This is a genomic window from Aeromonas sp. 2692-1, from assembly GCF_013085505.1.
GTDB classification, from domain to species: Bacteria; Pseudomonadota; Gammaproteobacteria; order Enterobacterales; family Aeromonadaceae; genus Aeromonas; species Aeromonas hydrophila.
On record NZ_CP038513.1, the window covers coordinates 3427042 to 3448546 of the forward strand.

At 59.3% G+C, this 21505-nt stretch carries 18 protein-coding genes and 1 pseudogene; 3 read left to right on the forward strand and 16 right to left on the reverse strand.

Annotation, left to right across the window (positions count from 1 at the left end):
- Positions 1–63: 63 nt before the first annotated feature.
- From acpP to E5E97_RS16250, 10 genes are all read right to left on the reverse strand, one after another.
- Positions 64–300 carry an acyl carrier protein gene (acpP, locus tag E5E97_RS16205; protein ID WP_005300909.1) on the reverse strand — a complete coding sequence of 79 codons (237 nt, stop codon included), beginning with the start codon at positions 298–300 and terminating at the stop codon, positions 64–66.
- 157 nt (positions 301–457) lie between these two features.
- Positions 458–1192, reverse strand: coding sequence for a 3-oxoacyl-ACP reductase FabG (gene fabG, locus E5E97_RS16210; protein WP_005300916.1), 735 nt, complete (start codon positions 1190–1192; stop codon positions 458–460).
- A 13-nt stretch (positions 1193–1205) separates the two neighbouring features.
- On the reverse strand, positions 1206–2141 hold the full coding sequence (fabD, locus tag E5E97_RS16215) for an ACP S-malonyltransferase (RefSeq protein ID WP_118881225.1): 936 nt from the start codon (positions 2139–2141) through the stop codon (positions 1206–1208).
- Positions 2142–2210: 69 nt separating this feature from the next.
- Positions 2211–3170: a beta-ketoacyl-ACP synthase III gene (locus E5E97_RS16220; RefSeq protein WP_016350719.1), complete on the reverse strand. Its 960-nt coding sequence runs from the start codon at positions 3168–3170 to the stop codon at positions 2211–2213.
- Positions 3171–3177: 7 nt separating this feature from the next.
- Complete coding sequence (gene plsX / locus E5E97_RS16225; RefSeq protein WP_029303012.1) at positions 3178–4197, reverse strand: phosphate acyltransferase PlsX; 1020 nt, start codon at positions 4195–4197, stop codon at positions 3178–3180.
- Positions 4198–4206: 9 nt separating this feature from the next.
- Positions 4207–4374, reverse strand: a complete 168-nt coding sequence (gene rpmF, locus E5E97_RS16230) for a 50S ribosomal protein L32 (protein ID WP_005300935.1) — start codon at positions 4372–4374, stop codon at positions 4207–4209.
- Positions 4375–4393: 19 nt separating this feature from the next.
- Positions 4394–4915: a 23S rRNA accumulation protein YceD gene (yceD, locus tag E5E97_RS16235; protein ID WP_011706102.1), complete on the reverse strand. Its 522-nt coding sequence runs from the start codon at positions 4913–4915 to the stop codon at positions 4394–4396.
- A 248-nt stretch (positions 4916–5163) separates the two neighbouring features.
- Positions 5164–5829 carry an START domain-containing protein gene (locus tag E5E97_RS16240; RefSeq protein WP_171280559.1) on the reverse strand — a complete coding sequence of 222 codons (666 nt, stop codon included), beginning with the start codon at positions 5827–5829 and terminating at the stop codon, positions 5164–5166.
- 69 nt (positions 5830–5898) lie between these two features.
- Complete coding sequence (gene yidZ, locus E5E97_RS16245) at positions 5899–6873, reverse strand: HTH-type transcriptional regulator YidZ (RefSeq protein ID WP_017764484.1); 975 nt, start codon at positions 6871–6873, stop codon at positions 5899–5901.
- Positions 6874–6875: 2 nt separating this feature from the next.
- Positions 6876–8069, reverse strand: coding sequence for an MdtL family multidrug efflux MFS transporter (locus E5E97_RS16250; protein WP_171280560.1), 1194 nt, complete (start codon positions 8067–8069; stop codon positions 6876–6878).
- A gap of 183 nt (positions 8070–8252) precedes the next feature.
- On the opposite strand from E5E97_RS16250, the gene E5E97_RS16255 reads away from it, so the two are divergent.
- Positions 8253–8834, forward strand: a complete 582-nt coding sequence (locus E5E97_RS16255; RefSeq protein WP_171280561.1) for a nucleoside triphosphate pyrophosphatase — start codon at positions 8253–8255, stop codon at positions 8832–8834.
- 77 nt (positions 8835–8911) lie between these two features.
- On the opposite strand, the gene E5E97_RS16260 is transcribed toward E5E97_RS16255, so the two are convergent.
- Together E5E97_RS16260 and rluC are read right to left on the reverse strand one after the other, a co-directional pair.
- Positions 8912–9559, reverse strand: a complete 648-nt coding sequence (locus E5E97_RS16260) for an HAD family hydrolase (RefSeq protein WP_118881221.1) — start codon at positions 9557–9559, stop codon at positions 8912–8914.
- Positions 9559–10502, reverse strand: a pseudogene (gene rluC, locus E5E97_RS16265) (23S rRNA pseudouridine(955/2504/2580) synthase RluC). Before rluC ends, E5E97_RS16260 begins: the two are co-directional and overlap by 1 nt.
- Positions 10503–10913: 411 nt before the next feature.
- Here rluC and rne point away from each other — a divergent pair.
- Positions 10914–14045 carry a ribonuclease E gene (gene rne / locus E5E97_RS16270; RefSeq protein WP_171280562.1) on the forward strand — a complete coding sequence of 1044 codons (3132 nt, stop codon included), beginning with the start codon at positions 10914–10916 and terminating at the stop codon, positions 14043–14045.
- Between the two features lie 835 nt (positions 14046–14880).
- On the opposite strand, the gene E5E97_RS16275 is transcribed toward rne, so the two are convergent.
- The 4 genes from E5E97_RS16275 to apbC all read right to left on the reverse strand — a co-directional run bounded on the left by E5E97_RS16275 (position 14881) and on the right by apbC (position 19240).
- The gene (locus E5E97_RS16275) at positions 14881–16350 is read right to left on the reverse strand and encodes an inorganic phosphate transporter (protein ID WP_168967472.1); all 1470 of its coding nucleotides are present in this window, start codon (positions 16348–16350) and stop codon (positions 14881–14883) included.
- 408 nt (positions 16351–16758) lie between these two features.
- Positions 16759–17340: a dCTP deaminase gene (gene dcd / locus E5E97_RS16280; protein ID WP_011706092.1), complete on the reverse strand. Its 582-nt coding sequence runs from the start codon at positions 17338–17340 to the stop codon at positions 16759–16761.
- 63 nt (positions 17341–17403) lie between these two features.
- A complete protein-coding gene (udk, locus tag E5E97_RS16285; RefSeq protein WP_011706091.1) occupies positions 17404–18048 on the reverse strand; it encodes a uridine kinase in 645 nt (214 codons plus the stop codon).
- 109 nt (positions 18049–18157) lie between these two features.
- Complete coding sequence (gene apbC, locus E5E97_RS16290) at positions 18158–19240, reverse strand: iron-sulfur cluster carrier protein ApbC (RefSeq protein WP_113994988.1); 1083 nt, start codon at positions 19238–19240, stop codon at positions 18158–18160.
- A 186-nt stretch (positions 19241–19426) separates the two neighbouring features.
- Here apbC and metG point away from each other — a divergent pair, with 186 nt between their 5' ends.
- Entirely contained in the window at positions 19427–21460 is a 2034-nt protein-coding gene (metG, locus tag E5E97_RS16295; RefSeq protein WP_029300869.1) for a methionine--tRNA ligase, read from the forward strand.
- Positions 21461–21505 lie beyond the last annotated feature (45 nt).

Genomic DNA, 21505 nt, shown 5'->3' on the forward strand with positions numbered 1-21505 from the left:
TGTTTTGAAAAGGGGTAAACATAAAAGAAGCGGCCCTTGGGCCGCTTCTTTCAGAACAGGAACTTATTCCTGATTAGCGGTGATGTAGTCGATAGCCGCTTGAACAGTGGTGATCTTCTCGGCTTCTTCATCAGGAATTTCGGTATCGAATTCTTCTTCCAGCGCCATTACCAGTTCAACGGTATCCAAAGAGTCAGCGCCCAGGTCGTCGACGAAGGAGGCAGCGTTCTTAACGTCTTCTTCTTTAACACCCAGTTGTTCGATGATGATTTTCTTTACGCGTTCTTCGATGTTGCTCATGACCTGAATTTTCCTTTAAAAATACGCTATTGCGTCTGGTTGGGGTAGTTTATTCAATTGACGTGAGTTTGCAAGTGGCTTGCCGCTGGTCAAACCACGAAATTCGCCAAACTTCGGCGTACTATCGCAAATTTGAACAGATCTCACGACAAATTGATTACACCATGTACATCCCGCCATTAACATGCAGGGTTTCGCCAGTGATGTAGGCGGCATCATCCGATGCCAAGAATACCACAGCAGCGGCAATTTCTTTCGGGTCGCCCAGACGAGCGGCAGGCACCTGGCTCATGATGCCGGCACGCTGCTCTTCATTGAGCGCCTTGGTCATATCGGTCTCGATGAAACCGGGGGCAACCGCGTTCACGGTAATGCCGCGGGAGGCCACTTCACGGGCCAGCGACTTGGTAAAACCAACCAGCCCCGCCTTGGCGGCAGCATAGTTGACCTGACCGGCATTGCCCATGGTGCCCACCACGGAGCCGATGCTGATGATGCGGCCATTGCGCTTCTTCATCATGGCGCGCAGCACCGGTTTGCTCAGTCGATACAGGGAAGTGAGGTTGGTGTCGATGATCTCGTTCCACTCATCGTCCTTCATCCGCATCAGCAGGTTGTCACGGGTGATACCGGCGTTGTTGATCAGGATGTCGATGTCGCCAAAACGCGCCTTGATGGCGGCGAAGACGGCTTCGATGGATTCCTGGCTGGTCACGTTCAGTGCCATGCCGCAACCCTGTTCACCCAGATAGGCGCTGATCGCCTCGGCGCCACTCTCGCTGGTCGCCGTGCCGACTACTTTGGCGCCACGGGCCGCAAAAGTTTCGGCAATTGCACGGCCGATGCCACGACTGGCACCTGTCACCAACACAACCTTATCGGTAAAGCTCATTACTTGCTCCTGTTTACTTGATCTGGGCCAGCGCCTGCTCGAAAGAGGCGGCGTCGTTGGCATGAATACCTTCCACGCGCTTGTCGATGCGCTTGGCGAGCCCGGTCAATACCTTGCCCGGTCCCATCTCGATCTCGAGGGTAACCCCCTCATTGGCCATCCGCTCGACAGTCTCGGTCCAACGAACCGGGCTGAACAGCTGACGCACCAGAGCCTGTTTGATGGCGGCCGGATCCTGTTCACAGGATACGTCGACATTATTGATGACAGCGATGGCAGGAACCTTGATCTCGATCCCGTCCAGCGCAGCTGCCAATTTTTCTGCGGCAGGTTTCATCAGGGCGCAGTGAGAAGGCACGGAGACCGGCAGCGGCAGTGCACGCTTGGCGCCGGACTCTTTCATCAGCACGTTGGCACGCTCGACGGCCTCTTTGTGGCCAGCGATGACCACCTGGCCCGGAGAGTTGAAGTTGACCGGGGAGACCACCTGTCCTTGTGCCGCTTTTTCGCAGTTGGCGGCGATGGCGTCATTGTCCAGGCCGATGATGGCGGCCATGGCACCGGTGCCTTCCGGCACGGCTTCCTGCATGGCCAGACCACGCAGCTCGACCAGTTTGACCGCATCGGCAAAGGCCAGTGCACCGCTGCACACCAGGGCGGAGTACTCACCCAAGCTGTGGCCGGCCATCACGGCGGGGGTGGCCCCACCCTGCTGTTGCCACAGGCGCCACAGCGCGACAGAGGCTGTCAGCAAGGCGGGCTGGGTGCGCCAGGTCTTGTTCAGATCGTCGGCCGGACCATTCATCACCAGGGCAAACAGGTCATAACCCAGCACCTGGCTCGCCTCGGCGAAGGTCTCCTTGATCACGGCATGTTGTTCGGCCAGCTCGGCCAGCATGCCGACGGTTTGGGAGCCCTGTCCCGGGAAGGCAATGGCAAATTGGGTCATCATTGATTCCTTTAGATAAGACAAAAATGAGAGCGGCAGGATGAGCCAGATTGCTCATCCCGACCACGATCAGAGGCGAACCAGCGCCGAGCCCCAGGCAAAACCACCGCCGAAGGCCTCCAGCAATACCAGCTGGCCCGGTTTGATCCGGCCGTCACGCACCCCTTCATCGAAGGCGATGGGCACGGAGGCGGCAGAGGTGTTGCCGTGCTTGTCGAGGGTCAGCACCACCTTGTCCAGCCCCATGCCAAGCTTCTTGGCGGTGGCGCTGATGATGCGGAAGTTGGCCTGATGAGGCACCAGCCAGTCCAGCTCGCTCGGCGCGATGCCGGCGGCAGCCAGGGTTTCGGTGACGATCTCGCTCAAACGGGTGACCGCCACCTTGAACACATCGTTGCCCTTCATGTACATGTAGGCTTCAAGCTCGGCCCCCGGCATACCGCGGCGCGGCTGCGGCAGCTTGAGCAGATCACCGTAGCGGCCATCCGCATGCAGATGAGTGGAGAGAATGCCCGGCGTGTCGCTGGCGCCGATCACCACGGCCCCTGCCCCGTCACCAAAGAGGATGATGGTGCCGCGATCTTCCGGATCGCACATCCGTGACAGCACATCGGCTCCGACCACCAGTACGTGGCGAGCGGCACCGGATTTGACGAACTGATCGGCGATGGAGAGCGCGTAGGTAAAGCCAGCGCAGGCGGCGGCCACGTCAAAGGCCGGGATCCCTTGCACCCCGAGCAGGCCCTGCAATTCACAGGCGGCGGCCGGGAAGGCATTCTCGGCACTGGTGGTGGCCAGCACTATCATGTCGAGATCGGCAGCGGTCAGGCCCGCCGCGTCCAGGGCGCGCAGAGCGGCCTGGTGAGACAGGGTGGCGACGGTTTCATCGGCACCGGCAATGCGACGTTCACGGATCCCGGTACGCTCCACAATCCACTCGTCGCTGGTTTCCACCATCTGTTCGAGATCGGCATTGGTACGTACCGAGTTCGGCAGATAACTGCCAGTACCCAAAATTTTGCTATGCATAGAGTTCTTATAGATCCCTGTCGGAAAAGACAGATTCAAGGCGATCTGCTATTTGCAATGGAAGTTGATGCTTGGCCTCTTGCGCGGCCAGCAGGATCGCGTTACACAGGGCGCGCCGTTCGGCCCGCCCGTGGCTTTTTACCACAATGCCGCGCAATCCTAACAGACTTGCACCGTTATACTGGTCGGGGTTCAGGTAAGAAAAACGCCGTTTGAACATAAATCCGGCGATACGACCAAGAAAACTGCGTTTTTTGCGGGGATATCCGGCCAGTTGGGCCATCATCCGCACGACCCCTTCCGCCGTCTTGAGGGCCACGTTGCCGACAAAACCGTCGCAGACGATCACGTCGCACTCACCGCTGAAGATCCGGTCCCCTTCGACAAAACCGACGAAGTTGAGCGCCTGGCACTGGCGCAGCAACTCGGCACTGTGGCGCACCAGATCGTTGCCCTTGATCTCCTCCTCCCCCACGTTGAGCAGGGCCACCCTGGGAGTGGCAATGCCCTCCACCTTTTCAGCCACCACGGCGCCCATCACCGCAAATTGCAGCAGGGTATCGGCATCGCAGCTGACGTTGGCGCCAAGATCCAGCATCACGGTACGTTTGCCGGAAAGGGTGGGCAGCGCCTTGATGAGGGCGGGTCGGTCGACCCCGGGCAGGGATTTGAGCACGCACTTGGCCATGGCCATCAGCGCACCGGTATTGCCGGCGCTGACGCAGGCATCGGCCTCGCCGGCCTTCACCAGATTGAGGACGACCCGCATGGAGGAGTCTTTCAGGGTGCGCAGCGCCACGATCGGCTTGTCGCCCATGCCAACCACCTGGGATGCATGCACGAAACGAACGCGGGGATGATTCAGCAAGCCATGTTGCTGCAAAAGAGGGGTGGTCTGGTGTTGGTCACCGACCAGGATCAGTTTCAACTGGGGTAAAAGAGACAGTGCCTGCACGGCGGCAGGCACTGTTTCCGAGGGGCCAATATCTCCCCCCATGATGTCTAGCGCGACAGTTTGCGTAGACAAAGGCAATCCTTAAGCGATTACCTTTTTACCGCGGTAGAAACCATCGGCAGTCACGTGGTGACGACGATGGATTTCGCCACTGGTCTGATCAACAGTCAGGGCAGCGGTGGTCAGCGCATCGTGGGAACGACGCATGCCACGCTTGGCACGGGTTTTACGGTTCTGTTGTACGGCCATTGTAGGCTAACTCCTAAATTCACTTACGTTTAAGCTCTTCAAGAACTGCAAAGGGATTCGGCCGCTCATCAGCAGGTTCGATTTCACCCCAGGTCATCTCCATGTTACCGCGCGGGCACGCATCCATGGGATGCATGGCCACCTGCGGCAACGAGAGGATGAGTTCATCCTCCAGGATTTGATGAAGATCCATCTCGCCGTTTTCGTCCAACTCAATGGGCTCATAAGCTTCCGGCAGTTCTTCCTCGTTTGTTCTCTCGAACAGCGGAGTGTAGATAAATTCAGCTTCACAGAGATGCTCGAATGTTTCTCCACAACGCTGGCAAACCAGGTCAACCTTGGCATGGGCAGTGCCTTTCATAACGGTCAACTTCTGGACATCTTTGCCAAAGTGCAGCGATACATCGATATCACTCTGCAAGCCTGCGGTTGATTCCTCCAGCCTGGGCATCTGCGACTTTTCCACTATCCCGACATAATCGAGCAGCTTCGAGGCACTACGGACTGGATCAACCTTTACGGGCAACTTCACCTTTTGCATAGGGCGCGAATATTATAGGTCCAACAACTGATAGTCAAAGGAAAAAGTCCTTACCGCCGATGATTTTAACCTCACAACCCCCGCACATGGCGGAACTTGCGCTCACCGGTGGCTGATTATGCCATAAACCAACGGATCCGACACCGGATCCTGGCCGCATTTGCGCTGACGGTGGGGATCCGGCTCACTCCTTGACAGCAGCATTTCACAGCGCAGGTGGCTCAACCACTCCCCTGCCCCAACGGGGTTCATGGATGGCTGCCGCACAGCCCGACTTGACGCCCCTGCCGCATATGGGCGCAAGGGCAAGGTTCGGGTGGGATGGCCTCCATCAGGAGACGGATGGCTCGAAAACTGTCCAGCGCCGCCTGGGCGGCGATGGGGTTGATGAGCCAGCCAGGCAGGTTGTCACCCGGGTTGGTATAAGTTTCGAGGCGTATCAGGGTGGTGCCGTTGAGTTGCGGCACCGCCTCCCAGCGTCCTTCACTGGTGCGGATCCGCACCCGACCGGGGTAAGGTGGCAGTGCATCAGGGGCGGCCCATACCGTCAGCACCAGGGCGCAATTTGGCAGGCGTTGCAGGCGGGAGTGGGTGATAAGCTCCCGCTCCTGCACCGGCCAGGGCGCAGAGAGCCGGGTATAGACCAGATCTTCATCGGGTGCCGGCTTGGCCAGTACCCTTACCTCCAGGCTCTGGGGCAGCCACTCCTGATGGCGGGCGGTATCACGCAGCACGGCCAGCAGCGCCGACGGCGGAGCAGCCACGTTCATCTCCAGGCGCAAAGCCAGAAAGGCGCCGGGAGGGTGAGCCCGGCTCCAGAGCAATATGCCCGCCTCCCCCGCCTGCAGGTGCCAGCCCTGTGCCCAGGCCGGCACGCAAAGCAACCATAACAGCCATATCCCGGCTCTCATCATCCATGACCCCGCCTTGCCCATTCCTATGCTTATAGCCGTTTTTCTAGCCCTGCGAGGTAGAGGTCAGGGTTAACCTGCGCCGGTTGCCCCGATATGCTGGTGGTAGAGCCGTTTGATCTCGTCGCGCAGCCACAGCACCTTGGTGTTGTGGTTGTTGCGCTTGTGCCAGAGCAGGATGAAGGCGATGTCGAGTTGCCGGTACAGGGCTTCATCCAGTGGCAGCGGCAAGGAGATGAGATTGTCGTGGTGCTGGCGGGCATAGCTGGCGCAATAGGAGGGCACCACCGCGATCAGTTCGTGGTCAGACTGGGCTGCGATGTGCAGCGCCTGCTCGAAGCTGGAGACCCGGATCGGCACCTGCCGGCTGAGCCCCTCATCATCCAGCAGGCTGTCGAGCGCCCAGGCATCGCTCGCCTCCCACACCACGCTGACATGGGGATAGGCGAGGAAGTTGTCGAGGTTCCAGGTGCGGGCCAGCAACGGGTGATCCTTGCGCAAAAACACCATGGGCCTGTCTTCAAACAACACCTCGTGATCGATGTAATAGGGCAACCGGTTGACCCTGGCCAGCGAGCTGGGGTGGGTTTCCCTCGCACAGAAGCCGAGATCGGCATCGCCATTGATGATGTCGTTGAGGGAGTGATGGTCCCAGTTCATGATCCGGATGGTCGATTTGCGATAGGTTTCATAAATCACCATGGGCAGATCATTGAGAAAGCTGATGTAAAAGGGCGACTCCAACACCAGCCTGAACGCGGCCCCCGCCGGAATGGCATTGCCGCAGAGAGAGGCGATGTTGCCCGATAGCTGGAACCACTCCTTGAGCTCTTCTTCCAGGGTGAGCGACAGATTGGTGGGCTCCAACCCCCGCTGAGTGCGAAGGAACAGCGGGTCGTCGAACCAGTCGCGCAGCCGCGCCAGCGCCTTGCTGACGGTGGGCGCCGTGACATTGAGTTTCTTGGCAGCCTTGGTGACACTGCGCTCTTGCAGCAACAGCCGAAATACCACCAACAAATTGAGATCGAGGTCGATCAAGGGACGCATGCTCAGGGATTCTCCATGACCGGGGCGCCGTGGGCGGGGCTGTCGAAGACCGGCCCCAGGGCGCGAAAGAGCAGATAGAGTAACACGGTGCCGAGCAGGGCACAGGCAAGCAGCGTGCTGGGTGCACAGCCAAGCCACCCCATCAGCCAGATATAGCCGGCGCTCACGGTTATCTGGGCAAGACAGAGGGTGGCGCTGGCAAGGGCTATCTGATGACGGCAACTGGCCAGCGCCTCGCCCATGGCGATGCCGAAGCTCGCGGAAAAACCGATGCAAGTGAAGGCAAAGCCCGCCAGCAGCAGCCACAGGCCCCAGGAGCTCTCAAGATGAGAGGCCAGGATCAGCAGCAGCGCCAATCCCAATCCACCGTGGGCCAGTGCAAGCAAGTTGTGCTTGTGAAGCCGACGCAGCAACAAGGGGGCGAAGAAGGAGGTGATCATGCTGATCATCGCCATGATCATCATGATGCGGGCATACTCTGCGGTTGCCAGCCCCTTCTGGGTCATCAGGATCATGGGCGAAGTGCTGACGTAGGTCAGAATGCAGGTCATGCCGGCACTGCTCAGCCCACACATCCAGAGGAACTGCGGCACTCGCAAGAAGGCAAAGCGGGCTGCTGACGCACTCGAGGATGGCTCAGGGTGCGCCGGCAGGCTCTCTTTCAGCCCCAGCAGGTTGATCAGCAGCACCACGCCGCCGAGCAGCGCCATGGCCTGAAAGATGGCAGGCCATGGGAAGCCGGTCAGGATGAGGTAGCCGAGCAGCGGCGCCAGCACGGGGATCACGCAGATGACCCCATTGATTGCCGACAGCACGGCCGCCAGCCGGGCCGGTGGCAACACGTCTCGCAGCACGGTGAAGGTCATGATGTAGAGCGCGCCAGCCCCTGCCCCCTGGCACACCCGTGCCAGCAGAAACTGCGCAGGGTCGTCGGCGCTGGCGGCCAGTAGCGACGCCAGCATAAACAAGCCGGCCCCACTCAGGATCACTGGCTTGCGACCGTGGCGATCTGCCAGCAGGCCGGCCAGCGGGACGGTCGCGGCCATGCCGAGCAGATAGAGGGAAAACGCGGTGTGCAGCTGAGCCTCGCTGGCCTGAAGGCTGGCGCCTATGTTGGGCAACGCCACCAGATAGAGATCGATCCCTACCGGGTAGAGCGTGATCATCAAAAAACAGCAGAGCATGTAACGGCCCATGGTGACTCCTCAGCGAATGGGTAGCATCGACGGGGCACTATAGCGTCAGGCCGGATGAATAAGCCGATAGCGGTGTTTTCCAATCTCGACATGCTGGAGAGAATGGCGGCGATATTTGCCCTCGCCGCACGGGGGCGATACCATCCACGCCTGCCCGTTTCTGAACCTGGATACCTGATTGTCATGTCGCGTCCCCTGATCCTCGCCTCCACCTCCCGTTACCGCAAAGCCCTGCTGGAAAAGCTGGGCCTCCCCTTTGAGTGCGCAGCGCCAAATGTTGATGAATCTGTGCAGCCCGGTGAAGATGCACAAACGCTGGTGGCACGCCTTGCTCATGCCAAGGCCCGTGCCATCGCCGACCAGCATGATCAGGGGTTGATCATCGGCTCGGATCAGGTGTGCGTCTGTGATGGCCGGATCCTGGGCAAGCCGGGAACGGTCGAGCGAGCGGTGGCCCAGCTGATGGCGGCCCAGGGACGCAGCGTCACCTTTTATACCGGCCTGTGCGTGCTGGACGCCGCGTCTGGACGCGCCGAACAGCTGATAGAACCCTTCACCGTTCACTTTCGCCAGCTCGATGAGGCGGCCATCCGCCGCTATGTAGAAGCTGAACAGCCCCTCGACTGTGCCGGCAGCTTCAAGTGTGAAGGCATGGGGATCGTGCTGTTCAAGGCCTTGGAAGGGCGCGATCCCAATGCGCTGATCGGCCTGCCGCTGATCGGCCTGATCGAGCTGCTGGCCCGCCACAGTATCGCCCTGCCCTGATGGGAGCGGTACACCAGCCATGAAAAACGGGAGCCAAGGCTCCCGTTTTTCATTTATTCATCAGTCATATCGCAAAGCTAACTCAGCAACCGTTGAAGCTCCGCCATGGTATCGACCACCGCCAGTGGATGATGGGTCAGCAAGCGTGTACGGTCGTGCACACCCCAGCTCACCCCGATCCGCGGCATGGCCAGCGCCTCGGCCATCGCCATGTCGTGGATGGAATCGCCGATCATCACCGCCTGGTGCGGGGCAATGCCCAGCTCATCCAGAATTTGCGTCAGCATCAGAGGATCGGGCTTGGAGTTGGCCTCGTCCGCCCCGCGCGTGGCGGCAAAGAGCGGCCGCAACCCGGTTTCATCCAGTACCCTGTCCAATCCACGCCGTGACTTGCCGGTGGCGACCGCCAGGGCCACCCCTTGTGCATGCCAATGCTGCAACAGCTCCCTCACCCCGGCAAACAACGGGCTGGGTGTGCTGTCATGCACGTAATGGTGGCGATAGCGGGCGATCAGGGCGTTGGCTCGTTCACTCCCCTGCTCCAGAGAAAACAGCCGGGGGATACCGACCTCCAGACTGAGACCGATGATCTGGTGCGTCTCGACGGCGGTGGGCACGGGCTCACCGCAATCACCCGCCGCGTGCGCCACACAGGCAACAATCCGGCCCACCGAGTCCATCAGGGTACCGTCCCAGTCGAAGATGGCGAGCCGGATGGTCTGCATCAGCGGGCCAACTTGTTCAGGAAGTCGTCGAGTTCGGGGGCCAGCGGGGCTTCCACCTGCATCTCGCGGCCATCGGCCGGATGGATGAAGCTCAGCTTCCAGGCATGCAAAAACAGTCGTTTCAGCCCCTGGCTGCGCATTTTATCGTCAAATGCGGCTTCTCCATACTTGTCATCACAGGCGATGGGGTGACCCGCATGCTGGGTATGCACCCGGATCTGGTGGGTACGACCGGTGATCGGGCTGCACTCCACCAGGGTGGCCTCGGCAAACTGACGGGCAATCCGGAAACGCGTCTCGGAGGGCTTGCCATCGCTGCTGACCCGCACTACCCGCTCGCCGGATTGCAGGTCATTCTTGCGCAGCGGCGCATTGACCACCTTGACGTGAGGCTGCCACTGGCCACGCACCAGCGCCAGGTACTGCTTGCGCATGGTCTTGACCCGCAGCTGCTCATGCAGGCTGCGCAGAGCGCTGCGCTTCTTGGCAACCAGCAGTACACCGGAGGTGTCGCGATCGAGCCGATGCACCAGTTCGAGGAAACGGGCTTCCGGGCGCAGGGCACGCAGCCCTTCAATCACGCCAAAGCTCAGGCCGCTGCCGCCGTGTACCGCCATGCCGGACGGCTTGTTCAGCACGATCATGGCGTCATCTTCAAACAGGATCTGGCTCTCCAGACGCTGGATGCTGCCGAGATTGGCCGAGGGCAATTCATTCTTTTCGGCAACCCGCACGGGGGGACCCGTACCTCGTCGCCCGTGCAGAGTTTGTATTCCGGTTTGATGCGCTTTTTGTTGACGCGCACTTCCCCTTTGCGAAGGATGCGATAGATCAGGCTCTTGGGGACGCCCTTTAGCTGAGTCTTGAGAAAATTGTCGATGCGCTGCCCTTCATGCTCAGCTTCGATGGTGAGCAGCTGCACTTGTTGATGTATCTGTGTCATGGCGCGGATTTTAACACTGCCGGCGGCCCTTGGCTGCATGCTTTGTTGAAAAATGGCGCCTTGCTATAAAAGTGGTTTAAATGGGATAATAAACAAGGTTTTGTCATTGTGTTCAAGCCTTGTACTAAGTGGCCAAAATTTATGCCACCCAATCCCGAAACACCGTGTATACAAGAACATGACGGTTCCCGGGTGCGAGGTACAGCGCATGGAGAACGCAAACAGAACCGCTAATTTGTCTCCACACCGGTATCCTTTTCATGCCTTCTCGAGAAGGCTGGACCAGAGTGCCCTTAGTTTGCGCCTCATGCATACCCCAACCGGGAGGTTGCCCCAGTATGCTGAAGACCCGAGGCCGGCGCCGGCAGGATCCTGTGGAGGAAATCAAAATGACAAAATAACGAGAACTCAATGAAAAGAATGCTAATCAACGCGACTCAGGAAGAAGAGTTGCGCGTAGCGCTGGTTGACGGACAACAGCTCTACGATCTGGATATTGAAAGTCCGGGACACGAGCAGAAAAAAGCGAACATTTACAAGGGCAAAATCACCCGCGTAGAACCCAGTCTTGAAGCTGCTTTTGTCGACTATGGCGCCGAGCGCCACGGTTTCCTGCCGTTAAAGGAAATCGCCCGCAATTACTTCCCCTCCGGTTACTCCTATCAGGGTCGTCCCAACATCAAAGAAGTGGTCCGCGAAGGCCAGGAAGTGATCGTCCAGATCGACAAGGAAGAGCGTGGCACCAAGGGTGCAGCCCTCACCACCTTTATCAGTCTGGCCGGCAGCTACCTGGTACTGATGCCGAACAATCCTCGCGCCGGTGGTATCTCCCGCCGTATCGAAGGTGATGAACGGACTGAACTGAAAGAAGCCCTGAGCGGCCTGACCGTGCCGGACGGCATGGGCCTCATCGTGCGTACCGCCGGTGTGGGTAAATCTCCGGAAGAGCTGGAATGGGATCTGAACGTTCTGCTCAACCACTGGGATTCCATCCACAAGGCGTCACAGAGCCGCTCCGCGCCGGTGCTGATCCATCAGGAAAGCAACGTCATTGTGCGTGCCATCCGTGACTACCTGCGTCGCGATGTCGGCGAGATCCTGATCGACAACCCGGTCATCTTCGAGCGTGCCAAGGCGCATATCGAGCTGGTTCGTCCCGATTTCCTCAATCGCGTGAAGCTGTACAAGGGTGAAGTTGCCCTGTTCAACCACTTCCAGATCGAGAGCCAGATCGAGTCGGCCTTCCAGCGTGAAGTGCGTCTGCCCTCCGGCGGCAGCATCGTCATCGATCCGACCGAAGCACTGACCTCCATCGATATCAACTCCTCCCGCGCCACCAAGGGCGGCGATATCGAAGAGACGGCGCTGCAAACCAACCTGGAAGCGGCCGACGAAATTGCCCGTCAATTGCGCCTGCGCGACCTGGGTGGCCTGATCGTCATCGACTTCATCGACATGACCCCGGTTCGTCATCAGCGCGAAGTGGAAAACCGTCTGCGTGAAGCGGTGCATCAGGATCGTGCCCGCATCCAGCTGGGCCGGATCTCCCGTTTCGGTCTGCTGGAGATGTCTCGCCAGCGTCTGCGTCCCTCCCTCAACGAGTCCAGCAGCCATATCTGCCCTCGTTGCCAGGGTCAGGGGGTGATCCGTGACAACGAATCACTGGCGCTGTCCATCCTGCGTCTCATCGAAGAAGAGGCCATGAAGGACAACACCGAGCAGGTTCACGGTCAGGTGCCGGTGGATGTTGCCGCCTATCTGCTCAACGAGAAGCGTGCCTCCATCGCCAGCCTGGAACAGCGCAATGATGTGCGTGTCTACATCATTCCGAACCAGCATCTGGAAACCCCGCACTACGAAGTGACCCGCATCCGTCAGAACGAGATCCCGGAAGCGGCCAGCTACGAGCTGAAAACCGAGATTGCCAAGCCGGTCTACCAGCCGAAGCAGGCTCAGGTGATCGAGCGCGAACAACCGCTGTTGCAAGGTTTTGTCCAGGCGCCCCAGCCGGCCCCCGCCGCGCCGGCCCCGGTCGTGGCTCCCGCAGCACCGGCCGCGCCCGAAGCCGGTCTGTTTGGCAAACTGTTCAAGGCCATCTCCGGCTTGTTCGGTTCCGACACCGCCCCTGCCGACGTGAAGGCTCCTGCCGACAAACCGGCAGCCCAGCGCGAAGCACGCAAGGATGAGGGTCATCGTCATCAACGTGATGAAACCCGCAGCCGTGGTCAGCGTGGTCGTCGTGATGACAACCGTGGTAACCGCAGCCCTGCCGATACCGCAGAGAAGCGGGAAGCGGGTGCCAACCGTGAAGGTGGTGAAAGCCGCAACCGTCGTCCCCGCAAAGAGCGTGAGCCGCGCCAGGAGCGTGAAGCCCGTGGCGAAGTGCGTGAACAGCGCATGGAACGTGAACCTCGCGAGGCTCGTGAGCCGCGTCAGGAACGCGCACCCCGCGCACCGCGCCCGGCTCGTGAACCCCGTGCTCCGCGTGAACCTCGCGCCGAAGTGGTCGTTGACGCGGTAGAAACCGTCGATGCCATCATGGTCAACGACGAGCCGCGTCTGGAAAAAGAGCAGAAAGTGGCTGAGCGCCGCGAACGCCGTCAACTGCGCAAGCAGATCCGGGTCGATGCCCCGGCCAGCGACGTTGCCGCCCTGCCTGCCGATGCTCCGGTTGTTGCCGAAGAAGCCTCCGACGCAGTAGAGCAGCACGATGAGCAGGCCGAAGGCCAGCGTCGTTCCCGCCGTACGCCGCGCAATCAGCGTATCGAAGGCCAGCGTCGCAAGCGCATCAATGAAGATGCCCGCAGCCAGCGTGAAGATGAAGAGCAGTCTGCCGAAGGCACTACCCCTACCCTGACTGCAGCTGCCCAGGCAGATGCCGCTCAGGTGAAAGTGGAAGAGCCGGCAGTTCCTGTCATCACCATCCCCAGTGCTGAAGCGGTTGCCGCCGCCCTGCAGGCCTCTGCTGCGCTGACCGAGCATGTCGTGCCTGAAGCCGTTGTGGCCGAGGCTCACGAGCAGGCTGAAGTCGTGGCCGCAGAGCCAGTGGTAACCGAAGCGGTAGTTGCTGAAGAAGCCCAGGTAGCGGTTGTCAACGAGCCAGTGGTTGCAGAAGTTGCTGCCCCGGTCATTGCGGAAGCCGTTGCGGTCGAGGCTCCGGCCATCGAAACTGCCGTGGTTGAAGCGGCACCTGCTGCTCCAGCAGTTGAAGAAGCGGCTCCGGCAGTGGTTGTAGCCGAGGTTGCCCCTCTGGTGGTTGAACAGCCAGCTCCGGTCGCTGAGCCTGTCATCGCTGACGAGGCTCCGGTAGCTGCTGCCGTAGCCGCCCCTGTGACCAAGCAAGTCAAACGTGGTGGTGGCCTGCTGGCCGGTGCCCGCAAGGCCTCTGCGCCAATGGCAACACCGGCTGCTGCCCCTGCCCTGCCGGTACGCGAGCCGGTGGATCATGCGCCGCTGGTGCGCAGTGAAGTGGCAAGCTCAGGTCGCCATGGCGGCAGCACCGCTGCCGTCAACGTTGCAACCAGCCCGGCCGGTCGTCCTTGATGACTCACTAGTCTGACAAAAAGAGCCACACATTGTGTGGCTCTTTTTTTTTATGTGCGTGCGGCATAGCACCGTCAGCTCGTCTCGGTTACCAGTCCCTTTACCACGCCACGACCAACCTACTAGCACTTATAGCCCCAAGTCTTCATCATCATATTGAATAACCACGGCCATTGGCTCGCTGCGGCTCAATCCACACTCCTTGTTTTGTCTTCCTGCTGCTGCGACTGTATGGCTCCTGGTTTAGGCAGAGTGGATAAGATAAGAACCGGCACTAGATGCAAATATCGCGCTGTGTGTATACGTCTTTGACGACACTGGTGTACATGAACTGCATGGTCAAGCCTGCTACTTATCTCGAAGTCGGTTTGAAGTGCGTATGCCTCTATCAACTGGCATCGGTTGGCCATTCGACCTTCCATCCTCTCGGTACTCCAGACGTACTGCCGACCAATGCAGGCAAAGACCTCTCTTCCACTGCCGCCAACACAAGTAATCCCATCTGCTAATTTAGGCAGTCATGTGCCATGAGATGGCAGGCATCAACCTTAGCCGAGCAGCTCCATGACTCTCGCAGCACCCTATGCAGGGGGTATTAACCGCAAAAGATGCCCAATCTGCAACCTCCCTCTGTTTTGAATGCCTGTTGATGGGTGGGGATGATCTTAGTAGGTGAGAGAAGTAATTGATTGGATGGAAAATTTAGTTTGATGGCATATAAAGAATGATCAAATTGGAAACCCGGCTGGCGGGAGGCAGGCATCACACATCCGTTTTGAGGCCATGAAAAAAGGGCCGCAAGGGCCCTTTCTCAACACTCTTTTGGTATCTGTAATCAGCTGAACAGATGATGGCTGATCAGGAATAGGCCACCAGAGAGCAGCATGGTCAGCGGCAGGGTGAGCACCCAGGCCATCAGGATAGTCTTGATGGTCTGGCTCTGCAGACCCGACTTGTTGGCCACCATGGTCCCCGCTACCGCAGAGGAGAGGATGTGGGTGGTCGATACAGGCATCCCGGTCAAGCTTGCCACGCCGATGGAAGCGGCAGCGGTGATCTGGGCGGCGATCCCCTGGCTATAGGTCATGCCGGAGGAGCCAATCTTCTCGCCTACGGTGTAGACGATACGACGCCAGCCCACCATGGTGCCACAGCCCAACGCCAGCGCGATGGAGACGATGACCCAGGTCGGTGCATATTCGGCAGTGGCCGTCAGATCCTTGCGCCATTTGGCAAGGTCAGTCAGCTCTTTGGCCGGCAGCGGCAGCTTGGACACCTTGCGAGCGGTATCGTCGATGCACAGCAGCAGGCGGCGCACTTCACGGCGGTCGGTCAGGTCCATCTCTTCATAGGTCCGCACCTGGGCAAGACGATTGTCCAGCGTGGCCATGGCCTGCAGAGCACCATCAGCAGAACAGTGAGTCATCAACTCTTCCTGGGCCTGGGCAGGCACACTGAAGTTCACGACCTTGGAAACCTGCTCATGGTTGCGCTGATAGATCTCCATGATGCGCTGATTGGCATCCTGGGTGCGATCCAGGTCATAAGAGCGGCTGTTCATGTCCAGTGCGAAATAGGCAGGAGCCATGCAGATCAGCACCAGCATCACCAGACCAATACCCTTCTGGCCATCGTTGGAACCGTGCACAAAGCTCACGCCCATGGCAGATGCCACCAGAGTGAGACGCGCCCAGAACGGCGGATGCTTCTTGCCATCCACCAGCAGACGCTCTTCCGGGGTCTTGTGGATCTTGCTGCCCTGCCAGACGCGTTTCATGGCGAACAACAGCAGCGCGGCGATGATGAAACCGACGGTAGGAGAGATGATGAGGGAAAGCATGATGTCGATGGCTTTCGCGACGTTGATGCCTTCCTGCAGCGGTTGATGGCTGATCCAGGCATAGGCGCCACCTACCCCCAGAATGGAGCCGATCAGCGTGTGTGAGCTGGACGCCGGGATCCCGAAGAACCAGGTACCCAGATTCCACACGATGGCGGAAAACAGCAGGGAGAACACCATGATCAGACCCTGAGTGGAGTCCATCCCCAGCAGCAGATCGATGGGCAACAGGTGGACAATGGCATAAGCCACCCCCAGACCACCCATCATTACCCCGGCAAAGTTGAACAAACCGGAGGCAACTACCGCCATGTGTGCCGGCATCGCCTTGGTATAGATAACCGTTGCTACCGCGTTGGCGGTATCGTGAAAGCCGTTGATGAATTCATAGGCCAACACAAAAAAAACGGCCAATACCAAACCGATTGACCACCACAAACCCAAACCACTAAACATTTCAAACATAAAAAACGAACCTGTTTATGAGTTGCGGCGGATTATGCCAGAAGGCTGGTAACGCCATACCCGTTGTTGAAATATTTCAGTAAGAAAAAAAAAGAGCATTTCGCCTGCAAATAGCTTAGAGCCAGTCACCATGCGGCTTGTCCTTGATTAATTAAACAGACCTTGCCTGACAAAAACAGTTCCCAAATGGGGACAATTCATCATCAGCATGCCGCAAAAGCCACTCTCACCGACTTAGGCTCCGTCAATTTTCGACCGACCGTCTCGCCGTACTTGTACAAATGGCAGGCAAGAACACTCCCTCGCCCTGCCCTCTTCGCCACATCCACCTGCCGAAGCGAATAGGAAAAGGGCGCAATCAGCGCCCTCTTTTAACATATTGCCAACGGCTCGACTGTCGACCCGCTCTCAGTCCTGATTGATGCGGCTGGCAACCGCACCCTGCTGGCTCTTGTACTTGGCGTTTTCCCGTTTGTTGTAGGGACGTGCCGCCACACCGGAGAGCATCTCGAAGTTCAGCGCACCGATCTTCATCTTGGGGCGCAGCGCCAGCGGCAGCTTGCCGCCATTGTAGAACTCCAGCACGATGCGGCCGGACCAGCCCGGATCGATACGGTGCGCGGTCACGTGCACCATCAGCCCGAGGCGGGCCAGGGAAGAGCGGCCGTCGAGCCAGCCGACGATGTCGGCCGGCAGGGTGACCGATTCATAGGTCACCGCCAGGGCCAGCTGGCCAGGGTGCAGATAGAAGGCTTCGCCATCCGGCACATGGATCTCATCGCTCATCACCCGATCGATGGCGTCGGCCATTTCGCTGCTGGGGCCGCTCAGATCGATATAGGGGGCGGTATGATCGCGAAACACCCGAAACTCGTTGCCCAGCAGCACGTCGACGCTGACGCCGCTGATCCGTTCAATACCGGGTCTGGGCTCAATGACGATCTTGCCTTCATCCAGATGACGTTCGATATCGGTATCACAAAGACGCATTGGGCGACTCTCCTGACAAATTGTTCATTTAAAAAAGCCGGGCATCACCCGGCTTGATATCTCTCAACCAATCAACATGTGGCGAATACGCGCCTTGAGCATGTCAATGGCTATGCGGTTCTTGCCGCCACGGGGGACGATCACATCCGCGTACTGCTTGGAAGGCTCGATAAACTGCAGGAACATGGGGCGTACCGTCTTCTGGTACTGCTTGAGCACCGAATCCATGGTCCGGCCACGCTCCTGCACGTCACGCACCAGACGGCGCAGCAGGCAGATGTCGAGCGGCGTATCCATGAAGATGGAGGCATCCATCAGATCCCGCAAGCGGCTGTCGGTCAGCAGCAGGATCCCTTCCAGAATGATCACCCGGCGCGGTGCGAACGGGGTCACTTCACTCATGCGGGTATGTTCGGTATAGGAGTATTGGGGAATATTGACCGCATCACCTTGCACCAGCTGGCTCAGGTGCTGGACCAGCAGGTCGTGATCCAGCGCGTTGGGGTGGTCATAGTTGGTTTTGACCCGCTCTTCCATGGTCAGGTGGGTCTGATCGCGGTAGTAGCAATCTTCGGTGATCACGCCAATCTGACCGGCTCCCAGCTCGGCCACCAGCTCTTCATAGATGGTTTGGGCTATAAGACTCTTGCCGGAAGCGGATGCACCAGCAATACCGATGATCACACACGAATGTTGAGTATCAGACATTGAAAATACCTAAAGAGAAGAGCAGTGGGGATGGTTTAAACCGATCCATTATATAAAAAAGGGTGAGCCATGCCCACCCTCAAATCCACCCCAGGCGGTCGACCGCCGATTATTCATCCAGCGCCATGGCATAGAGGGGGGTCGCAATCGGTTTACCGCTGAAATAGAGTTCAGCTCCCACCCGACGAGCCAGTTTCAGATAGGCCTCTGCCAGCTCCCCGGTCGGGGCGCCGAACACGGTCGGACAGCCATCGTCCATGTGCTGGCGGATGTCGATGTGCAGCGGCAGCTGGCCAAGCAGTGCCACCTGATACTGTTCCGCCATCTTCTGGCCACCACCGGTACCAAACAGCGGCTCATGATGACCACAGGCGCTGCAGACGTGGTAACTCATGTTCTCGATGATGCCAAGCACCGGCACGCTGACCTTGTTGAACATGGCCAGTCCCTTGCGGGCATCCGCCAGCGCCACGTCCTGCGGCGTGGTGACGATCACCGCCGCCGTGGTCGGCACCTGCTGGGCCAGGGTCAGCTGGATGTCGCCGGTACCCGGCGGCATGTCCACCACCAGATAGTCCACTTCGCCCCAGCGGGTCTCGTGGAGGATCTGGGCCAGCGCCTTGCTCGCCATGGGGCCACGCCAGATGGTGGCATCCTGCTCGGCCACCAGATAACCGATGCTGTTGCTCTTGAGGCCGCATGCCATCACCGGCTCCATCAGCTTGCCGTCATGGCTGACAGGACGCTCCTTCAAGGTCCCGGTCATGGTCGGAATGGAGGGGCCGTAGATATCCGCATCTAGAATGGCGACCCGCGCCCCCTCTTTTTGCAGCGCCAGCGCCAGGTTGACCGCGGTAGTGGACTTGCCCACCCCGCCCTTACCGGAGGCAACCACGATGATGTTGCGAATGCCCTGCACCGCCGCCAGCCCTTGCGCTCGCGGCAAGCTGGCGACCTCGATTTCGCCTACCCAGTCGATACGGGTGGCGCCGGTGGCGCTGCGCAGGCGGGCGTCAAACTCCTGCTTGATCTGCTCAAACAGGGAGTGGCCTGCAAAGGGCAGCACCAGCTTGATGGTCAGCGTCGAGCCCTGTTTGTCGATGCTGCGCACGAAGCCGGCAGCCACCAGATCCTTGCTCCAGCCAGCTGGCTTAAATTCGGCGAGGATCTGTTTTACTGAATCAATCACCATTAACTCCTCATTATCTTGTCTTTATCTTGAGGTGAACGGTTACCGCACACAAATCAGTGGCTTGCCTGCTGGTCGACCAGCGTGTGCCGGCAGGGCGGACGAGCCACAACCCTAGGCAGGCTACCCCCAATTCGGGTAACATGCACGGCACTCTATCATCCCAACAAGCACATCAAGAACGACTATATGGCAACTGATCCTCGTACAATGCTGGTAACCTGCGCCCTTCCCTATGCCAATGGCTCCATCCATCTTGGCCACATGCTGGAACACATCCAGGCCGATATCTGGGTTCGTTATCAGCGAATGCGCGGTCACCAGGTGCACTTTGTCTGTGCCGACGATGCCCACGGCACCCCGATCATGCTCAAGGCCCAACAGCTGGGGATCACCCCGGAAGAGATGATCGCGGCCGTCTCCAAGGAGCACCAGGCCGACTTCGCCGGGTTCAACATCAGTTTTGACAACTATCACTCCACCCACAGCGACGAGAACCGCGAGCTGGCGGAGCTGATCTACGGCCGTCTGCAGGCCGGCGGCAAGATCAAGAGCCGCACCATCTCCCAGCTGTTCGATCCGGAAAAGTCCATGTTCCTGCCGGACCGCTTCGTCAAGGGTACCTGTCCCAAGTGCAAGTCCCCGGAGCAGTATGGCGACAACTGCGACAGCTGCGGCGCCACCTACAGCCCGACCGAGCTTATCGATCCGAAATCCGCCGTCTCCGGCGCTACCCCGGTGATGAAGGACTCCGAACACTTCTTCTTCGATCTGCCGCAGTTTGAAAAATGGCTGGCAGAGTGGGTGCGCGGCTCTGGCGCCATCCAGGAGGAGATGGCCAACAAGATGCAGGAGTGGTTCGAAAGCGGCCTGCAGCAGTGGGACATCACCCGTGACGCCCCCTACTTCGGGTTCGAAATTCCCGGCGCCCCGGGCAAGTACTTCTACGTCTGGCTGGACGCCCCCATCGGTTACATGGCGTCGTTCAAGAACCTGTGCAACAAGCGCGGCGACATCGATTTCGACAGCTACTGGAAGGCGGACTCCGAGGCCGAGCTCTACCACTTCATCGGCAAGGACATCGCCTACTTCCACTGCCTGTTCTGGCCGTCCATGCTGGAAGGCGCCGGTTTCCGCAAGCCGACCAAGGTCAATGTGCACGGCTACGTGACCGTCAACGGTGCCAAGATGTCCAAGTCCAAGGGCACCTTCATCAAGGCTTCCACCTATCTCAACCATCTGGATCCGGAGTGCCTGCGTTACTACTACGCCGCCAAGCTCAACAGCCGCATCGACGATCTGGACTTGAACCTCGATGACTTCGTCGCCCGCGTCAACGCCGACGTGGTCAACAAGCTGGTCAACCTCGCTTCCCGCAACGCCGGTTTCATCGCCAAGCGTTTCGACGGCAAGCTAGCGGCAACCTGTGCCGAGCCCGAGCTGTACGCCGAGTTCGCCAACGCCCGCACTGCCATCGCCGAGGCCTACGAGAGCCGCGAGTTCAGCCGCGCCATCCGCGAGATCATGGCGCTGGCCGACAAGGCCAACCGCTACGTGGATGACAAGGCTCCCTGGGTCATCGCCAAGCAGGAAGGCGCTGACGCCGAGCTGCAGGCGGTCTGCTCCGTCGGCATCAACCTGTTCCGGGTGCTGATGGCCTACTTGAAGCCGGTGATGCCGCTGCTGGCCGAGCGCGCCGAAGCCTTCCTGGGGGAAACCCTCAGCTGGGATGGTGTCGAAATGCCGCTGGTTGATCACACCGTTGCCCCGTTCAAAGCGCTGTTCTCCCGCATCGAACCGGCCAAAATCGAAGCCATGATCGACGCATCCAAGGAAGATCTGGCCAAAGAGCAGGCACCGAAAGCGAGCGGCCCGCTGGTAGACGATCCCATCAGCGAGACCATCAGCTACGACGACTTCGCCAAGATTGACCTGCGGGTGGCCCTGATCAAGAAGGCTGAAGCGGTACCGGAAGCGGACAAATTGCTCAAGCTGCAGCTGGATATCGGCGGTGAGACCCGTCAGGTGTTTGCCGGCATCAAGTCCGCCTACAACCCGGAAGATCTGGAAGGCAAACTGACCGTGATGGTGGCCAACCTGGCCCCGCGCAAGATGCGCTTTGGCATGTCCGAAGGCATGGTGCTGGCGGCAGGCCCGGGCGGCAAGGATCTCTGGATCCTGGAGCCGCAGGAAGGCGCCCAGCCCGGCATGCGTGTCAAGTAAGCACTGCCCGGTCATCAAGCAACGAGGGAGGCCTGCGGCCTCCCT